Source organism: Marinomonas phycocola, assembly GCF_047525455.1.
GTDB lineage: Bacteria > Pseudomonadota > Gammaproteobacteria > Pseudomonadales > Marinomonadaceae > Marinomonas.
The window spans coordinates 82,433-98,752 of record NZ_JBLIXL010000006.1 but is presented as its reverse complement, the minus strand read 5'-3'; the positions used below and the strand labels follow the sequence as shown (position 1 = coordinate 98,752).

Genomic DNA, 16,320 nt, shown 5'->3' with positions numbered 1-16,320 from the left:
ATTAATCAGTACGTAAGCGATAAATCGAATTAATCTATTTTTAAGTAATAAAAAAAATAAACTAAATGAGGTTATGATGAAAAAATATACATCAATTCTTAAATACAGTGCGATATCTCTATCCGTTCTAATGGCTGTAGGCGCTCAAGCGTCAGAAGCAGATGACTTTGTCGCTATGGCTAAAGCAAAAGTTCAAGCAGCAACCGTTCCTTATACTGAATGGGATGGGCCAACAACAGGGCCAAAAGCTGAAGCAGGTAAGACCATTGTTTTTCTAGCGTCAGATATGAGGAATGGTGGCGTATTAGGTGTTAGTAACGGTGTTCAAGAGGCCTCTATTTGGACAGGGTGGAGTGTCCGTGTGCTGGATGGTCAGGGCACTGTTTCTGGTCGTACTTCGGCGTTTAACCAAGCAATGGCATTAAAACCAGATGGCATTGTGTTAGGTGGTTTTGATGTTAAAGAACAAGCCGCGGCAATCGAAACGGCAGCGTCTCAAGGCATTAAAATAGTGGGTTGGCATTCGGCTTCTAAACCGGGTCCTATACCTGAGAAGAACATTTTCTCTAATATAACGACAGATGCTGATGATGTGGCTGAAATTGCGGCATTGGCAGCGATTGCTGAATCAGATGGCAAAGCGGGTGTTGTGATCTTTACTGATTCTGCTTATTCCGTGGCGATTGCTAAGTCGGACGCGATGGCTGACATTATTAAGCAATGTACAGGCTGTACTTTAATTTCAGTAGAGGACACACCGCTTTCTGATACGTCTACTCGTATGCCTCAGTTAACGACGTCCTTGTTGCAACGTAACCATGGAAAATGGACACACTCTTTAGGGATTAACGATCTGTATTTTGACTACATTGGATCGTCGTTAAACTCTTCCGGTTTGCCTATGGATGAATTGCCACGAAACTTATCAGCAGGTGATGGTAGCCAATCAGCGTACGCTCGTATCCGTGCAAATTTCAATCAAACAGGTACCGTGCCAGAGCCATTGAATCTACATGGATGGCAAATTGTGGATGAGCTTAATCGTGCTTTTGCGGGTGTTGATCATAGTGGTTTCTCAACACCTGTACATCTAGTCACACCGAAGAACATCCAATTTGATGGTGGTGATCAAGATATTTTCGATCCAGATAATAAGTATCGTGAACATTATCGAGCAATTTGGAAATAATCTAAGCCCTTCACTAAGACACGTTTTACGCTGATGTAAAGCGTGTCAGAAGCTTTTCTATAACAGACAAATACAGAAGGTATGTGATGTTATCGATTGAAACATTTGATTCAAGAATTGAGCGGATCTTACTTCCTGACTCTAAACTTGAAAAAGTATGCACAGGAGCTATCTGGAGTGAAGGCCCTGTTTGGCTAGAGTCACAACAAACTTTACTTTGGAGTGATATCCCAAATAATCGCATATTAAGTTGGACGGCGAATGAGGGTATGGCCGTGTGGCGAGAGTCCTCTAATTTTACCAATGGGCATTATTTAGATTTAGATGGAAATCTTTTGCATTGCAGTCATGGTGGGCGGTCTATTATCAAAACAGATCTGCAAACTGGCGAAGTGTCTACTTTAGTTGATCGGTATCTTGGTAAACGTTTGAATTCACCTAATGATTTAGTTGTTAAATCCGATGGAACGATTTGGTTTACAGACCCACCTTATGGCATTTTATCGGATGATGAGGGCTTTAAAGCGGAGTCGGAGCAAGAGGGAAATTTTGTTTTTCGTTTTGATCCTCAATCGCAAGAATTGACGGTTGTTTGTTCCAGCATTGAAGAGCCAAATGGCTTAGCATTTTCTCCAGATGAATCTCTGTTATACATTGCCGATACGTCGGCGGCATTAAGAGAAGATGGCTCTGGCAACCACCATATTAATGTGTTTGATGTTGTGCATGGGTATCAATTAACAAATGAAAGACGGTTCGCTGACGTATCTCCTGGGTTAGCGGATGGCTTCAGAATGGATAATGAGGGTTGGTTATACACCTCTTCAGAAGACAGCATCCAAATTTATCATCAGGATGGTACTTTATTAGGCAAAATATACGTACCTGAAAAAGTTTCTAACTGCACATTTGCTGCAGATCACTCTAGTAATCATGACGGACATACTTTGTATGTGACCGCCTCTACCTCTATTTATCGTATTCGACTAAACACCAAAGCCTCTTTGGCAAGTCGTTAGTTTTTAGCAGTCTAGCGTTTTATAAAATAGGTATTTAATTTATGAATTTTGAAAAATATTCTGAGGCATTAACTCGCTTTGAACTTGGTGTTTTCCCGTCAATTCGAGAAAATTATCAGGCAATTTGTGAGTCTCAAGACCATTTGATTGCAGATATTTGCCAACAAGGTGCGCAAATCGCTGGATGGAAAATAGTGGAAGACAGTGGTGTTGTTATTTTGTCTCCGATCTTTGACTTTCAAGTTTTTTCTCCTAACAGCACGCAAATCAGACAACGAGATATATCGGGCATCGAAATGGAGCTGTGTTTTCCATTCTATGTTCCGACTACAGACGAAGCGTTTGAAACCGATGCTGCGTTAGATGCGGCGATTGAGAACCAATCACCACATAGCAGCATCGAAATGCTCAGACCTCAAATTAATCCAAACAGCTACTTAGCGTGCGATTTTTATTTTAACTATGGAATCATTGTTTCCGAGCAACCAGTAGAGGGCAGCTTCACCTTGAAAGTGGGAAATGGTTCAACAGAATACGACTTTACGCTGCGTGATAATGACCTTTGTTCAGAAAAACGAGCACTTTTAAAATCGGGTGTATTGGAGTGCATGCGCCGTGATTACACAGGCAAAGAGTATTTCTTTATGACAGGGAGCTTAAACGGATTAATTCCTACTGAGATATGTGTAGGTGAAAATCTGGTTGTCGATAAACAAGAAAAGCGATTGAGTTTTCATGTTGAGTAAAGACTAAAAACCTTCTTAACGTACCAAGTAGTGTAGTGCTACTAGAATTATAAGAACGAGGTAACTAGGTATGTCAGATAAAAAGCCATTGATCACTATGCGTGGAATTACCAAGCATTTTGGTGGTGTGAAAGCGTTAGAGGGCGTTGACCTTGACGCTTATGCCGGTGAGGTGCTGGCCATTGTTGGCGATAACGGTGCGGGTAAATCGACGCTCATAAAAGTATTAACGGGTGTTCATCAACAAACAACAGGTGAGATTACTTTAGACGGTGAAACCTTGGTGATGAATGACCATTCTGAAGCGATAGAAAAAGGTATTGATGCGGTGTATCAAACATTGGCATTAGCCGATTATCTTGACCCTGCTGCGAATATGTTTTTGGGTACTGAGTTAACTAAGTCATTTATGGGCTTTAAGTACCTTGATAATGAAAAAATGAAAAGCGAAGCCGAGCGGGTATTAAAAGAGCGTTTGGGTGTGGTGTTACGAGATATCGACGCACCAACAGACAGTCTGTCTGGTGGGCAGCGCCAAGCCATTGCGATTGCACGAGTGGTTTATCACGAAAATCTGCGAGTGTTAGTGATGGATGAACCCACAGCGGCGTTAGGTCCTCAAGAAACTGCGCGTACCCTCAAATTGATCGAAGTACTTCGTGAACAAGGTTTGGCGGTTATCTTAATTTCTCACTCCCTTGATGATGTGTTTGCCATATCGGATCGCGTGCATGTGATGCGTCGTGGTAAGTGTGTTGGTGTAGTTAAGACCAGCGAGTCAACCACGCAAGAAGTATTGGGTTTAATCGTTGGTGCATCGAACGATGCGGCGGCATAACGAGGAGATGATTTCATGCCTTCAGCAATAAATAACAATAAAACGATAGGTGACCGACTTGAGCCGTATATGGCGATATTAGGGCCTCTTGCAATGATCGGATTGATCATGGCCTTTATGGCCGTCGCGGATCCAGCGCGTTATTTCAGACCGTCCAATATCAATATTATTCTGCTAGAAGCGGCGTTATACATGCCAATGGCGATGGCAATGACTTTTGTGATCACGCAACGAGGCATTGATTTATCCATCGGTTCTGTTGCGGCGCTAACTGCCATCATTATGGCCTTTATGATCAAGCAATACCATTTTAGCCCACTGATTGCTGTGTTAGTGGCTCTGCTTCTAGGTGGTATGTTTGGTCTAATTAACGGTTTGGTAATTACTAAATTAAAAGTGCCTGATTTGATTGGTACGCTAGCGATGGATCTTGTGTACCGTGGCTTTGCACTGGTGATCGCGAAAGGATTAGTACTGGCACGATTCCCAGATTTGATCACCGATATTGGTCGTGGTGAAATCTCTGGTTTCTTACCTGTCCCGGTTGTTATCGGTATACTAGCCATGGCGATTGGCTACTTCTTATTGAAGCGTACGTACTTTGGTCGTTATACGATTGCTATTGGATCAAACCCTGATGCAGCAGCGATGACGGGCATTGCGGTTGATAGACATAAAATCTATGCCTATATGTTAATGGGTGCGATGGCGGGTTTGGCGGGATTAATGCTGACCGGGAAGTTAAATGCTGTGCAAGCGACATCGGCACCGTATTTTAACCTGCATACCATTGCAGCGGTTGTTGTAGGTGGGACGTCTTTATTTGGTGGTCGTGCATCCATATTCGGTTCCTTTATTGGTGTCTTACTGCTTTCTATGATGATCAATGCTCTGGTTACGTTGCGCATTGAGTTCTTCTGGCAGTCGGTTGCATCGGGTGTGGTGATTATCTTATCGGTTGCTTTTTATACTTGGATTCAGAAAAAAGATCGTGACGGTGCGAAGGGCTTCTTGGCGGCCATGAGCACTCCAGACAATATGCGGCTACTTCGACTCTCGGGTTTATTAATTGCGGCACTACTCTTACTTTTCGGTTTAGGTTTCTCCACCAGCGGCGTGTAGCAGCGCAGCTTTATTTAATGTGGTTTTCTGCAACATCAAAAATAAAAATTGAGGAAAATATAATGAAAAAGCTTTCAACGATTGTTGGTTTAGGTGTCTTCGTGTTCAGCGTTTCTACAATGGCGGTTGATTTACCTTTAAAAGTATTACCCGATGATGAGGATCGTGAGCATTGGCTACCAGAGCAAGTGAATGTACCGGGCCGACTTGAAGCCTTGCAAGACGTGACAGGCAGACCTGCGGTGAAGTACCAAGGTACACAAGACAAGCCTCTTGAAATTGCACTGATTTATCCGTCAGCGGATACATCTGACTTTTGGGCACGTAACTATTTGGCGATGACAAAGCGTTTGGATCAGTTGGGTATTAACTACAACACGACTGAATTTGCATCTCGTCAAGTTGAGCATTCATTGCAATCAACTTATGCAACGCAAATTGTTCAAGATGCGGATCTTTATGATTATGTGATTTTTGGCCCATCTGAATTGGCTATCCAAGGCGATAACATTGAAAAATTGTCTAAAACAGAGGGGTTTTCTACTTATGTTTGGGCATTTCATACCCCGTTGAAGTTTTTAGAAAAGCAACCCGCTGGCTGGTTTGATTTCTCTTCTGCGTATGGTGCGATCAAGATCTGTGAATACATGTTAGATCGTCTAGGTAACGATGTTACTTATGCGTTAGTCCGAGGCATTCCGGGCATTACTGATAACCAACGCTCTGGTGATTTTAAAGAGTGTGTAAATACGCGTGGTGGATGGAAGACAGCGTATGAACATTACGGTGAATATCAGAACTCTGGTGGATTTGATGGTACAAGTCGTATTGTTCAAGCTTATCCAGAAGTAACGGTTATTCATAATGCGAATACGGCGATGGCAATGGGCTCTTCTGAGGCCCTGGTTGCAGCTGATAAGCACAAAGAGATCTTCTCTACAGGTTGGGGTGGAACAGGCCTTGAGTTGGATGCGATTCGCCGTGGTGAATTGAATGCAACACCTATGCGTATGGGTGATGATGTAGGCGCAGCAACCGCAGAAGCCATTCGAGCCGATCTTGAAGGTCGTCGAGATGAATTACCTCTGGTTTTCTTAGGCCGTATCACGGTTGCCCATGACAAGATGACCAACAGTGAATTGGATGCTTTGCAAAAAGAAGCGTTCCGTTTCTCTGGCATTAATGCACTGAAACGTTAAGCTGAAATACCGTTCACTCTTGCTTCATTAATGTGAGTGTATAAGAGCTGGCTTCCTTAAATTACCAAGCCAGCTATTTTACCTCCTATTATTCTTGGCCTCTTTTTAGAGGCTTTTTTCTTTTTTACCCCTCTACAATTTAACATTCATAATTAAAATAACGGCCTTTAATCCCTCTTCTAGAAGAATGCGTCTTTCAAATGATTCCTGTTATTCGTAAACGAGAAATACGTCAGTCTGTTTATTCATTATACTTATCAGTTATCAGTTATCAGTTATCAGTCTTATTATGCTGTATGCGTCTTTTGATAGCGCTTTTTTGGTGCGGAATTTTTCTATTTTTTAGATAATACAGTACTGTATTTAATTACCAATTAAAGTTTTCACCATAATAGATCAAGAAATGAAACTTCCTTTGGGTTCTTTGGTTTTCTCTAAATTAACGAGTGATAACCTAGCGCCTTTCTCCACAGCGGTGGGCATTCTTTCTTTACTGTATATCTTTGAAAACGTAGATCAAGCAGCTAAAACGGTAATGTCCCCTGTTGGGGATGATTTATCCGCGAATAGAATCAGAGATTCTGGTGTTCGTATGTTGGGTTGGACGTTTAGTGGTTTTCATGTGTTGAGTAATTCTATCAGGGGGTAGATTTGATTGTTATGGGGACGCATGAAAAGGGCATGATGCATACTTTCCTTGGTAGCGTGGCAAAAAAATGTTTTGAGTCGCACACGTATCCTTGTTTTGGTTGTGCCTTTACAATCAAGAGGCGATTTATAAGAATACAAAACAGGGTGGGGTATTACGAGAGCTAAACCATGCTTTTTATAATGCGAACCAATTTCTCAATACCTGGTTCAATTTTATCGGTAGAAATAGAGGAGAAACCTAAGCGAAAGTAATTGTTCATACTGGTCGAATCGTAGAAGTGAATGTGCCCTGGTTCGATTAATATGCTTTCTTGTTTTGCTCTTTTTTGTAAATCTTGAGCGTTTAAATCTTTAGGCCCTTGCACCCAATAGCAAGACCCTCCAAATGTTGGAATATCATGACTGCCTGGTAAGTGTTTGGTCAATGCTTCATCCATAGCACGCCAGCGTGATTGGTAATTCCGCGCAATATTCATAATCAACGCGTCGTGGTAGCCTCGCTCTAAGAAAAAGGCGGCGGCGCGTTGATTATTTGCCGCTGGATGACGAATCATTAAGCGTCGTAATGCACGAGCCTCTTCAATAAGCTGTTCTGATGCTACAACATAGCCCAATCGTAAACCCGGAGCGAGGGTTTTAGACAGACTGCCGATATAGATAACTCGGTCATTATTGTCCAAACTTTTTAATGCAGGATTGGGTTTTGTATCAAAGTTGGTTTCGCTTTCGTAGTCATCTTCAATAATTAAAAAGTCATCATCGCAGGCGCGACGTAACAACTCATAACGGCGTTGAAGAGGCATGGTTACGGTGGTAGGGCATTGATGGCTAGGTGTTGTGTAAATTAAGTCACAGTCTTTGAGTTGATCATCAATGATAAGACCACCTTGATCGATGGATAAGGTTTTGATGGGGCATTGATGCAACTCGGCAATATTGCGCACATCCACATAGCCAGGGTCTTCAATACCCAAAACGGACTTCTTATCAAGTAAGAGTTGCACTAATATAAACAAAGACTGCTGAGATCCTACGGTAACCAGAATTTGATTGGATGAGGCCCAGACCCCTCTGCGTGGCAGCAAGCGTGTACGAATTTGCTCGATTAGTCGAGGGTCGTCATTGTCAAGGCTATCTACAGCCCAGTCATTTACAGCGGAATCGCTGACCGCATCTCGACAACACTCTCTCCAATTAACGCTGGGGAAAATTTTTGCGTCAAACTGCCCATAGATAAATGGATAATCATAAGTTTGCCAATCTTGCGCCTTGATAATGTTGCTTTGAGTGCTTGGCCGAATTTTGAAGCGTTGTTCCCAGTTGGGCAGTTTTTTTTCTAAATCGATGGGGCGAACGAGCGCTTTTACTTGGCCTTCCAAAATATCTGGGTTAACGAAATAGCCGCGACGTTCGCGTGCAATCAAATAACCATCATCAAGCAAGTGTTCATAGGCAAGGACGACAGTATTACGAGCAATCGCTAGTTGTTGAGCAAGCTTTCTACTAGATGGCAAGGGTTTGTCTAATGGAATATTGCCATTCAAAATGGCGGTGGCTATTTGTTCCCTTAGTTGTTTCTGTAAACTACTGCCTTGGCCTTGAATAAGATGAAAAAGCTGGAACATATGAAACGCCTTAATGTGGAAAAGAAAGCCGAGGACATTCGACATTATGCAACAAAAAGCAAGTATTAAGCCACATTGATAATGTGCAGATATAGTTAAGGAAGGTGCGAATAAGTCCTCTTGTCTCAGCATGTGGATAAAAGCCGGCTATTCGAGGCGAGTATCGAATGTGAATAGCTGGCCTATTTTCGAGATACTCAACAAAGAATACTGGCTTTTAGACCATGCCTGCGGGTCTTAGTAGACTTATTCGCACCTTCCTTAAATATAGACAAAATAAAAAGCTGGAATGGCAAAGAACCCCCTATATGGCATGAAGAGTAGGAGGTCGATATTATAGAGGGCAGTGGTGCATAGCCATCCCAGTTGAAATGGTAGTAAATAACGCGTTTGGTTATGCTGCGTGATTTACGATACGTTACCTAATTCTGTTAACGCTTCGTCAAGTGCATTGATAATGATATCAAGTTCTTTTTTCGTTGCGATTAGTGATGGGCTTAAACAAATAGTATTGTTGTATTCCTTGAAGCATCTGTTGGTACGGCCAATAATAACACCGTTAGCCATACAATGACCTGCGATGGCCATCACAACACTCTCGTCGACAGGTTTTTTCGTAATACGGTCTTCTACTAACTCAAAGCCCACAAATAAACCTTTACCACGAACGTCTCCGATTAGAGGGTGTTTATCCATTAGTTGATACAAACGCTCTTTTAGATAATTCCCCTGAATTTCTGTATTTTTTAACAAGTTTTCATTTTCAATGATTTGCATGTTAACCAATGCTGCCGCAGGCCCAGCAGTACAACCACCAAAGGTAGAAATGTCTCTAAAATAACCTGAACGAGGGTCATCGTCTTTAAACGCTTCAAAGACTTCTTCTGTTGTAACGGTGCAAGAAATCGCGGCATAACCGGATGCTACACCTTTTGCCATTGTGACGATATCCGGTTGAATGTCATAATGTTGGTAGCCAAACCACTTGCCTGTGCGGCCTAAACCACAAACCACTTCATCGATGTGCAATAGAATATCGTATTGTTTACAGATCTCTTGAACACGTGCCCAATAACCTGCTGGTGGTTCAATAACGCCGCCGCCTGCTGTAATGGGTTCTAAGCAAAGAGCGCCAACGGTTTCAGGGCCTTCTTCAAGAATGACTTTTTCAATTTGATTTGCAGCCCAAACGCCATAGTTTTCTGTATCAGCACCTTCTTGTGGGCGGTATTCGCAGCAATGAGGAACTTGAACAAAGCCTGGAGTAAAAGGACCGTATTGCTCACGACGTTCAAATTGTCCTGTTGCACTTAATGCCGTGATGGTTGTGCCGTGGTAATCGCGCTCACGATACAAGATTTTATTTTTTTTGCCGCCGTATTTTTTATGGGCAATTTGGCGTACGATTTTGAAGGCTTTCTCATTGGCTTCAGAGCCTGAGTTAGAATAATAAACTCGATTTAAACCTGGCATCTTTTCAATAAGTTTTTTTGAAAACAATGCAGTCGGAACGTTACCTGCGGTTTGAGCAAAGTAGTTTAATGTGACTAATTGATCGCGCACCGCATCGGCAATTTCTGTGCGACCGTAGCCCACATTGACTGTCCATACAGCACCAGATACGGCATCTAAATACTCGTTTCCTTTTGCATCCCAAACGCGCATGCCTTCACCTTTCACCATCACCATTGGATCATTTTTTTCAAATGGTTTGTGCTGTGTCAAGTGGTGCCAAACATGTTGACGGTCGTTGTTTGTTACTTCTAAAGAGTCAAAATCATTTACGTTGTAAGACATATGTGCCCCATTAAAAAGTGAAAATGTAAATTCCAAATTCTACCTACTGGGCTTTCGTTATACTTGTCAGTTTATCTAATTAAGCTTTATTGCAAGAAATAGAGGGCCGCCAAAACGAAAAACAAAAGGTAAAAAACGATCAATAATCAATCCATTAAAATTACGCTTCTATGGAGGTGTCTGTTAGAACCAGATTGCGGCTAATATTGAGGCCAAGAACATTGAATTTAAAGAAGATTTTTTTGAGGGACATAAAAGGATGAACAACGAAAAAAACGGGGCATTCTTTCTCTAAAATGCCCCGTTTTGATGCAGGTAGAAATGACTAAATTACAAGTGTCTTGGTGTAGCTCATTTCACGGATGGCATACTTAATGCCTTCGCGGCCGACACCACTTTCTTTGACGCCACCAAATGGAAAATGCTCTGTGCGAAAGCCAGGGCCATCGTTTGTGGCCAATGTGCCGACATCCAACTCTTCAAACAGGTGACGGATAACCGATAAGTTATTGCTGAAAATACCCGCTTGTAGACCATAGGCTGTATTGTTAATGATAGGGATGATTTCTTCCACATCATCAAATTTATATAAAGGCATAACAGGGCCGAATGTTTCTTCAATCATCACTTCGCTGTCAGCGCTAACGTTTTCTAAAATAGTAGGGTAAACAAACGCTCCATCGTATTGATTGCCTAGGGCAACGGTTGCGCCTTCTGAGATGGCCGATTCAATACGCTGACGAATTTCATTTGCTGCCGCTTGATGAATCACCGGGCCGACGAAGGTATCGTCTTCCATTGGATTGCCGACTTTCAACTTGGCGCTTTTCTCTACAAGAATGTCACGGAAAGCGTCGTAAACAGAGCGGTGGATAAAGAGACGTTTCGCTGCAGTACAACGTTGCCCTGCGGTAGCGAAACGGTGATTAATAGCGGAAGTGGCTGCTTTATTAAGATCCGCATCATCCATAATAATTAAAGGGTCATTTCCACCCAACTCTAAAAGTAATTTCTTATACCCTGCCGCAGCGGCGATGGCATTAGCGGCCGCTGTACCGCCCGTAAAATTGATTGCATTGATTTTAGAGTGACCGTTCAGACGATCAAGATCAGACATGGCGGGCATACAGAATTGTAATACATCTTTAGGGATGCCTGCTTGGTAGCACAGCTCAACCAAGAACAAAGACGACGCTGTATTTTGTGGACCAGGCTTAAATAAAATGGCATTTCCCGCAGCATAAGCAGGGCCAATTTTATGCATCGCAATGTTAATCGGGAAGTTAAATGGTGTAATACAAAAAATGGTTCCTAGTGGTCGCCAGCAAACCACACCAATTTTACCACCAGCGGATGCATAAGCGTCTGAGTCTAAACTTTCACCTGTTATTTGGCGTGCTTCTTCTGCGCTGGCAATGGTTGCATTGACTGCGCGTACCATTTCAACGCGTGAGTCTGAAATAGTCTTACCTGTTTCAATGGTAATGAGTTTAGCCATTTTTTCAGCGTTGTCTTTTAACAACCCCGCTAATACCATCAGCGTGTTTGCTCGTTCAAAGGCGGCTGTTTTACGCTGAGTTTTTTGTCCTGATTCGAGCAGTGTTAATTGCTGCTCAATCTGCTCCCAGCTTGTGTATTCATATTCACCTAAGGCGTCATTGTTGTACGGATTGACTAACGAATAAGTCTGGCTCATGGTTACATTCCCATTTGAACAAGTTGATAAATTAGACGTCCCATTGCGATGAGCAATGCCAGTTTCATCAAAATGAAAAAGACGCGCGTATTGATATAGCGGAGAACAATTATACCAAGCTTAGCCCCAATTACAGCGGCAAGGCTGAGGACAATAATGAGGTAAGCGTTATCGATAAAAGAAAAACCAAGGAATAAGTAAGCAGGTATTTTTGTGAGGTGTGCAAACAGCTGCATCATGGATTTGTTACTGACGACTTCTTCTTTTGTAAGGTCATCGCGTAAAAAGAAAACCGCTAGCAAGGGGTCGATTGCTCCAACAATAATACCCATAGATCCCGTAGCAATGCCCACCCAGAAAAAGTGTTTATCAGGGATTTTAAAAGAGGGCATACGTTTGGGTTTGAACAAGGTATAGGCAATCAAACCAACTAACAGTAATAAAGGAAAAAATTCACCGACGTATTGAACGATAAAAAGCGTGGTGACTATGGCGCCAATGACGGCTCCGATGGCAAACGGTAAGCACATTCCCCAACGAATGTGATGCCGTAAAAACCAGCTACGCGCAGCGTTATTAAATATTTGTACTGTGCCATGGATGGCGACTAGTGAGCGAACAGGTATGAACACGCTCATGGCAGCAAACATAAGCACGCCACCCGCCATTCCAGTAATGGAGGTAATCATTGAGGCCAATGTGATTTCTAACGACAACCATATTTGATTGAGGAGGGATAACTCAATTACATCCACTTTCGCATTACTCTGACTTTGTTTGGTGATCAGAATAGAAAGAAACAGTGGAGGGGCATAGATCCAGTTAGATGAGTTATTGGGGCCAGTTTCTTGCCGTGGTCTTTAGCTGATTTTTTCAGGGCGACAAAAGGCCATATTTAAGGTTAACCATTGCTGAAACTGTGCTTCATTGCTCTCTGGTTCGATCGATTGGTACAGAAGCACATACGCTTTCTTTGATAGGGAAAAGCCAAAGGGAGCAACAAGCCGTCCTTTCTCTATATCGTCCATGACCAATGGGTATGATCCTAGTGCTGCACCTAACCCATCGGCAGCGGCTTGCAGGCAAAAGTAGAAATGCTCGAAGTATTGATTGGATTGGTTTAAATGGAGTAATTCCTTTACGTTGTGTGACCAATCACTCCATGCTTCGGGCCTACTTTTACTGTGAAGTAAGGTTACTTTTTCTACATTATGTTTCATCTTTTGCCAGTATTCAGGTGCAAAAACAGGCCCCACCCATTCATCAACTAATTTGTGTGCTTTGTAATGAGAGGGTATTTCAAAATCGTCTCGTCTAATTGCCATAGACAGTTTATTTTCACCTAATACGATAGGACCTCCTGCCGTAGAAAGCCTTACATCAATTCCTGATGACTGATAAAAGTTGGATAGTCTTGGCATTAGCCAACGCATGGTTAGTGTGGGTTCACAAGAAACCTCAATGTGATTTTGCTGAGTTCTTTTTAGTTTATTAACACCGACTTCTAGGGCGTTAAATGCAATGTCTGTGTGTTGTTTTAACAGTATTCCTTCTTTAGTGAGATGCATTCTCCTTCCTTGTTTGTAAAACAGGGATTGAGACAAGTGCTCTTCTAGTTGCTTTATTTGTTTGCTCACCGCCCCGTGAGTGATATGCAGCGTGTCTGCGGCGTTACTGTAACTGGATGACTCTGCTGCAATATGGAAAATATAGAATGCTTTGAGGTGTCTCATATGTGATTTTTTCTCACGTATTGTGTGTGTTTTCTTCGATTATAACTTACTAGTCAATCCTTACAATAGATCGAAACTAACGATCTAAAAGGTAGATTTATGGAACTCATCAGTGTTCTTGTTTTTGGGGTGCTTATTGTAATCAGCCCGGGAGCTGACTTTGTATTGGTTTTTAAGAACAGTGTGGAATATGGGAGAAAAGCCGGTCTGCTCACTGCGTTTGGTATCGGAATAGGCGTGTGTGTGCATGTGACTTATTCTATTGTTGGAATAAGTCACTTCATTTCACAGAATGACGTGTTGTTTGATTTGGTGAAATACGCAGGCTCAGCCTACTTAATTTACTTAGGTGTGAGTGGGTTTTTTAGCTCTAAGCTTAATGTGAATGATCAAACTGAAGAAAAAAACACAACGAATAAACTGAATTATTTTACAGAAGGGCTCCTTTGTAATGTCTTAAATCCCAAAACGATGTTGTTCTTCTTGAGTGTGTTTAGTCAGTTAATTTCTTCGGACAATGACAGCGGGACGTTTGTCATTGTGTATGGTTTGTACATTGCGGTGCTGCATGGTATTTGGTTTTCTTTTGTTTCGTTGTTTGTTACATCTAACTACGCGTCGGATGTCTTTCAACGATTTGGTCGTAGGATAAATCAGATTTGTGGCATGGGCTTAATTCTATTTGGGGTGGTGTTAGCGTTGAAAGCATAATGCTTACGTGTTCGAACCACTCGTAAATATTTTTTCTCCAGTGAGGTCATCGAAAGCTGAGTTGAGTTGCATCGTATATAGACCTGCATGAATTAAAAGCCAAAGATCGGGCCTCAATTTTGAGGACTATTTAATGCAAATAAGCGGGTCGTCTGAATTTCCCAATATTTATCGAAGGTGGTGATTTTTTGTGTTTTTCAGATGGCGAAGAAGAGAGCGCTTAACAAAATACACTTGATTGAATAAGCATCGATTGTGTATCGACCCAAGATAATGGAAAATAGCGCCATTCAAATTCATTTTTAGAAGGTTTTTTTAGTGAGAGCCTTTGCCGATAACTCAGAAGATACTAATTCATGTCCAACACTGAACTTTTAAAAGAAGTCGAACAACGACGCACCTTTGCGATAATTTCCCACCCGGATGCCGGTAAAACAACCATTACGGAGAAGTTGCTGTTATTAGGGCAATTGATTCAAACAGCTGGCTCGGTAAAAGGTCGAAAAGGGGATAAACATGCTACCTCTGACTGGATGACAATGGAAAAACAAAGGGGGATTTCGATTACCTCTTCTGTGATGCAGTTTCCTTATAATGATCGAATCGTTAACTTATTGGACACACCTGGACATGAAGACTTCTCGGAAGATACGTATCGTACTTTAACCGCTGTAGATTCTGTGTTGATGGTCATTGATGGTGCTAAGGGGGTCGAGGATCGAACCATTAAATTAATGGATGTTTGTCGTTTACGAGACACTCCTATTTTGACCTTCATTAATAAAATGGATCGTGATATTCGTGATCCAATTGAGTTGCTTGATGAAGTGGAAGAAGTTTTAAAGATTAAAGCAGCACCCATTACTTGGCCTATTGGCATGAGTACTTTCTTTAAAGGTGTGTATAACCTGTACACCGATACTATTCATGTCTTTATTCGCGGTCGAGGTCATACTTTGATGGATGATATTCGTATTCAAGGTTTAGACTCTGATGAAGCTCGTGAGCATTTGGGTGATTTATACAACGACTTTGTTGATGAAATTGAGTTGGTTCGAGGTGCAAGCCATGAGTTTGATCTCGATGAATATTTGGCTGGACGTGTTACCCCTGTGTTTTTTGGAACGGCATTGTCGAATTTTGGTATTCGTGAAATGCTAGATGGGTTTGTTGAATGGGCTCCATCGCCAATGGGGAGAGATACCTTAACGCGTCATGTTGAAGCGAAAGAGGAGGCTTTCTCCGGTTTCATTTTTAAAATTCAAGCGAATATGGACCCAAAACACCGTGACCGTGTGGCGTTTATGCGTATTTGTTCTGGTACCTATCGAAAAGGTATGAAAATGCGTCATAGTCGTTTAGGTAAAGATGTAAAAGTAACCGACGCTGTGTCTTTTACCGCTGGAGACCGTGATAGCGTGGATGAAGCATGGTCTGGCGACATCATTGGTTTGCACAATCATGGAACCATTCAGATTGGTGATACTTTTACAGAGGGTGAAGACCTTAAATTCACAGGTATTCCTCACTTTGCTCCCGAATTGTATCGTCGCGTACGCTTAACCGATCCATTAAAAATGAAAGCGTTACAGAAAGGGCTTCAACAGCTTTCTGAAGAAGGATCGACTCAGTTGTTTATGCCACAACGTAATAATGAGTTGATTGTTGGTGCAGTAGGTCAGTTGCAGTTTGAAGTAGTTTCTTATCGCTTAAAAGATGAATACAAAGTGGAATGCCTTTATGAGGCGGTAAATGTAAACACCGCCCGTTGGGTTGAGTGTGACGATACGAAAAAATTCGAAGAGTTTAAGCGTAAATGTTACGACAACTTAGCAATTGATGGTGGTGGTCACCTTACGTATTTGGCTCAGACTCGTGTGAATCTAATGATGGCAGAAGAGAAGTGGCCAGAAGTGCGTTTTAGAGCAACAAGAGAGCACTAGCTTTTGCGTTATTGTTGCTTGAAATAAGTAAGAGCCTCTATACTTGACTAA

The 16,320-nt window shown here is 42.1% G+C and carries 14 protein-coding genes; 9 read left to right on the top strand and 5 right to left on the bottom strand.

The genetic code is table 11. From position 1 onward, the window contains the following. The first annotated feature begins 76 nt into the window (after positions 1-76). The 7 genes from ACMUMJ_RS06500 (at position 77) to ACMUMJ_RS06470 (ending at position 6,762) form a co-directional block, all read left to right on the top strand. The gene (locus ACMUMJ_RS06500) at positions 77-1,189 is read left to right on the top strand and encodes a substrate-binding domain-containing protein (RefSeq protein WP_414677993.1); all 1,113 of its coding nucleotides are present in this window, start codon (positions 77-79) and stop codon (positions 1,187-1,189) included. Between the two features lie 86 nt (positions 1,190-1,275). Next, positions 1,276-2,208 carry an SMP-30/gluconolactonase/LRE family protein gene (locus ACMUMJ_RS06495; RefSeq protein ID WP_414677992.1) on the top strand — a complete coding sequence of 311 codons (933 nt, stop codon included), beginning with the start codon at positions 1,276-1,278 and terminating at the stop codon, positions 2,206-2,208. A 41-nt stretch (positions 2,209-2,249) separates the two neighbouring features. Then, complete coding sequence (locus ACMUMJ_RS06490; RefSeq protein WP_414677991.1) at positions 2,250-2,954, top strand: hypothetical protein; 705 nt, start codon at positions 2,250-2,252, stop codon at positions 2,952-2,954. Positions 2,955-3,024: 70 nt separating this feature from the next. Then, complete coding sequence (locus ACMUMJ_RS06485; RefSeq protein WP_414677990.1) at positions 3,025-3,792, top strand: ATP-binding cassette domain-containing protein; 768 nt, start codon at positions 3,025-3,027, stop codon at positions 3,790-3,792. A gap of 15 nt (positions 3,793-3,807) precedes the next feature. Beyond that, positions 3,808-4,914 carry an ABC transporter permease gene (locus tag ACMUMJ_RS06480; protein WP_414677989.1) on the top strand — a complete coding sequence of 369 codons (1,107 nt, stop codon included), beginning with the start codon at positions 3,808-3,810 and terminating at the stop codon, positions 4,912-4,914. Between the two features lie 62 nt (positions 4,915-4,976). Next, positions 4,977-6,113, top strand: a complete 1,137-nt coding sequence (locus tag ACMUMJ_RS06475; protein ID WP_414677988.1) for a substrate-binding domain-containing protein — start codon at positions 4,977-4,979, stop codon at positions 6,111-6,113. A gap of 403 nt (positions 6,114-6,516) precedes the next feature. Next, positions 6,517-6,762 (top strand): type 2 periplasmic-binding domain-containing protein, encoded by a 246-nt coding sequence (locus ACMUMJ_RS06470; RefSeq protein ID WP_414677987.1) that lies wholly within the window; start codon positions 6,517-6,519, stop codon positions 6,760-6,762. A gap of 163 nt (positions 6,763-6,925) precedes the next feature. On the opposite strand, the gene pdxR is transcribed toward ACMUMJ_RS06470, so the two are convergent. The 5 genes from pdxR to ACMUMJ_RS06445 form a co-directional block, all read right to left on the bottom strand. Then, positions 6,926-8,389 (bottom strand): MocR-like pyridoxine biosynthesis transcription factor PdxR, encoded by a 1,464-nt coding sequence (gene pdxR / locus ACMUMJ_RS06465; RefSeq protein WP_414677986.1) that lies wholly within the window; start codon positions 8,387-8,389, stop codon positions 6,926-6,928. A 408-nt stretch (positions 8,390-8,797) separates the two neighbouring features. Then, on the bottom strand, positions 8,798-10,186 hold the full coding sequence (locus ACMUMJ_RS06460; RefSeq protein WP_414677985.1) for an aminotransferase family protein: 1,389 nt from the start codon (positions 10,184-10,186) through the stop codon (positions 8,798-8,800). A gap of 325 nt (positions 10,187-10,511) precedes the next feature. Then, positions 10,512-11,882: a sulfoacetaldehyde dehydrogenase SafD gene (safD, locus tag ACMUMJ_RS06455; protein ID WP_414677984.1), complete on the bottom strand. Its 1,371-nt coding sequence runs from the start codon at positions 11,880-11,882 to the stop codon at positions 10,512-10,514. A gap of 2 nt (positions 11,883-11,884) precedes the next feature. Beyond that, on the bottom strand, positions 11,885-12,637 hold the full coding sequence (locus ACMUMJ_RS06450; protein ID WP_414677983.1) for a sulfite exporter TauE/SafE family protein: 753 nt from the start codon (positions 12,635-12,637) through the stop codon (positions 11,885-11,887). A 105-nt stretch (positions 12,638-12,742) separates the two neighbouring features. Then, positions 12,743-13,615: a LysR family transcriptional regulator gene (locus ACMUMJ_RS06445; RefSeq protein ID WP_414677982.1), complete on the bottom strand. Its 873-nt coding sequence runs from the start codon at positions 13,613-13,615 to the stop codon at positions 12,743-12,745. 99 nt (positions 13,616-13,714) lie between these two features. Between ACMUMJ_RS06445 and ACMUMJ_RS06440 the strand changes: the two genes are divergently transcribed. Together ACMUMJ_RS06440 and ACMUMJ_RS06435 are read left to right on the top strand one after the other, a co-directional pair. Then, complete coding sequence (locus ACMUMJ_RS06440) at positions 13,715-14,326, top strand: LysE family translocator (protein ID WP_414677981.1); 612 nt, start codon at positions 13,715-13,717, stop codon at positions 14,324-14,326. Between the two features lie 356 nt (positions 14,327-14,682). Then, complete coding sequence (locus tag ACMUMJ_RS06435) at positions 14,683-16,269, top strand: peptide chain release factor 3 (protein ID WP_414677980.1); 1,587 nt, start codon at positions 14,683-14,685, stop codon at positions 16,267-16,269. Positions 16,270-16,320 lie beyond the last annotated feature (51 nt).

What these genes read in the sequence shown, in the direction of transcription:
- ACMUMJ_RS06475 (WP_414677988.1), top strand. Translation starts at nt 4,977, where the DNA reads ATGAAAAAGCTTTCAACGATTGTTGGTTTAGGTGTCTTCGTGTTCAGC.
- ACMUMJ_RS06500 (WP_414677993.1), top strand. Translation starts at nt 77, where the DNA reads ATGAAAAAATATACATCAATTCTTAAATACAGTGCGATATCTCTATCC.
- ACMUMJ_RS06460 (WP_414677985.1), bottom strand. Translation starts at nt 10,186, where the DNA reads ATGTCTTACAACGTAAATGATTTTGACTCTTTAGAAGTAACAAACAAC.
- ACMUMJ_RS06495 (WP_414677992.1), top strand. Translation starts at nt 1,276, where the DNA reads ATGTTATCGATTGAAACATTTGATTCAAGAATTGAGCGGATCTTACTT.
- ACMUMJ_RS06485 (WP_414677990.1), top strand. Translation starts at nt 3,025, where the DNA reads ATGTCAGATAAAAAGCCATTGATCACTATGCGTGGAATTACCAAGCAT.
- pdxR (WP_414677986.1), bottom strand. Translation starts at nt 8,389, where the DNA reads ATGTTCCAGCTTTTTCATCTTATTCAAGGCCAAGGCAGTAGTTTACAG.
- ACMUMJ_RS06470 (WP_414677987.1), top strand. Translation starts at nt 6,517, where the DNA reads ATGAAACTTCCTTTGGGTTCTTTGGTTTTCTCTAAATTAACGAGTGAT.
- ACMUMJ_RS06435 (WP_414677980.1), top strand. Translation starts at nt 14,683, where the DNA reads ATGTCCAACACTGAACTTTTAAAAGAAGTCGAACAACGACGCACCTTT.
- safD (WP_414677984.1), bottom strand. Translation starts at nt 11,882, where the DNA reads ATGAGCCAGACTTATTCGTTAGTCAATCCGTACAACAATGACGCCTTA.
- ACMUMJ_RS06440 (WP_414677981.1), top strand. Translation starts at nt 13,715, where the DNA reads ATGGAACTCATCAGTGTTCTTGTTTTTGGGGTGCTTATTGTAATCAGC.
- ACMUMJ_RS06445 (WP_414677982.1), bottom strand. Translation starts at nt 13,615, where the DNA reads ATGAGACACCTCAAAGCATTCTATATTTTCCATATTGCAGCAGAGTCA.
- ACMUMJ_RS06480 (WP_414677989.1), top strand. Translation starts at nt 3,808, where the DNA reads ATGCCTTCAGCAATAAATAACAATAAAACGATAGGTGACCGACTTGAG.
- ACMUMJ_RS06490 (WP_414677991.1), top strand. Translation starts at nt 2,250, where the DNA reads ATGAATTTTGAAAAATATTCTGAGGCATTAACTCGCTTTGAACTTGGT.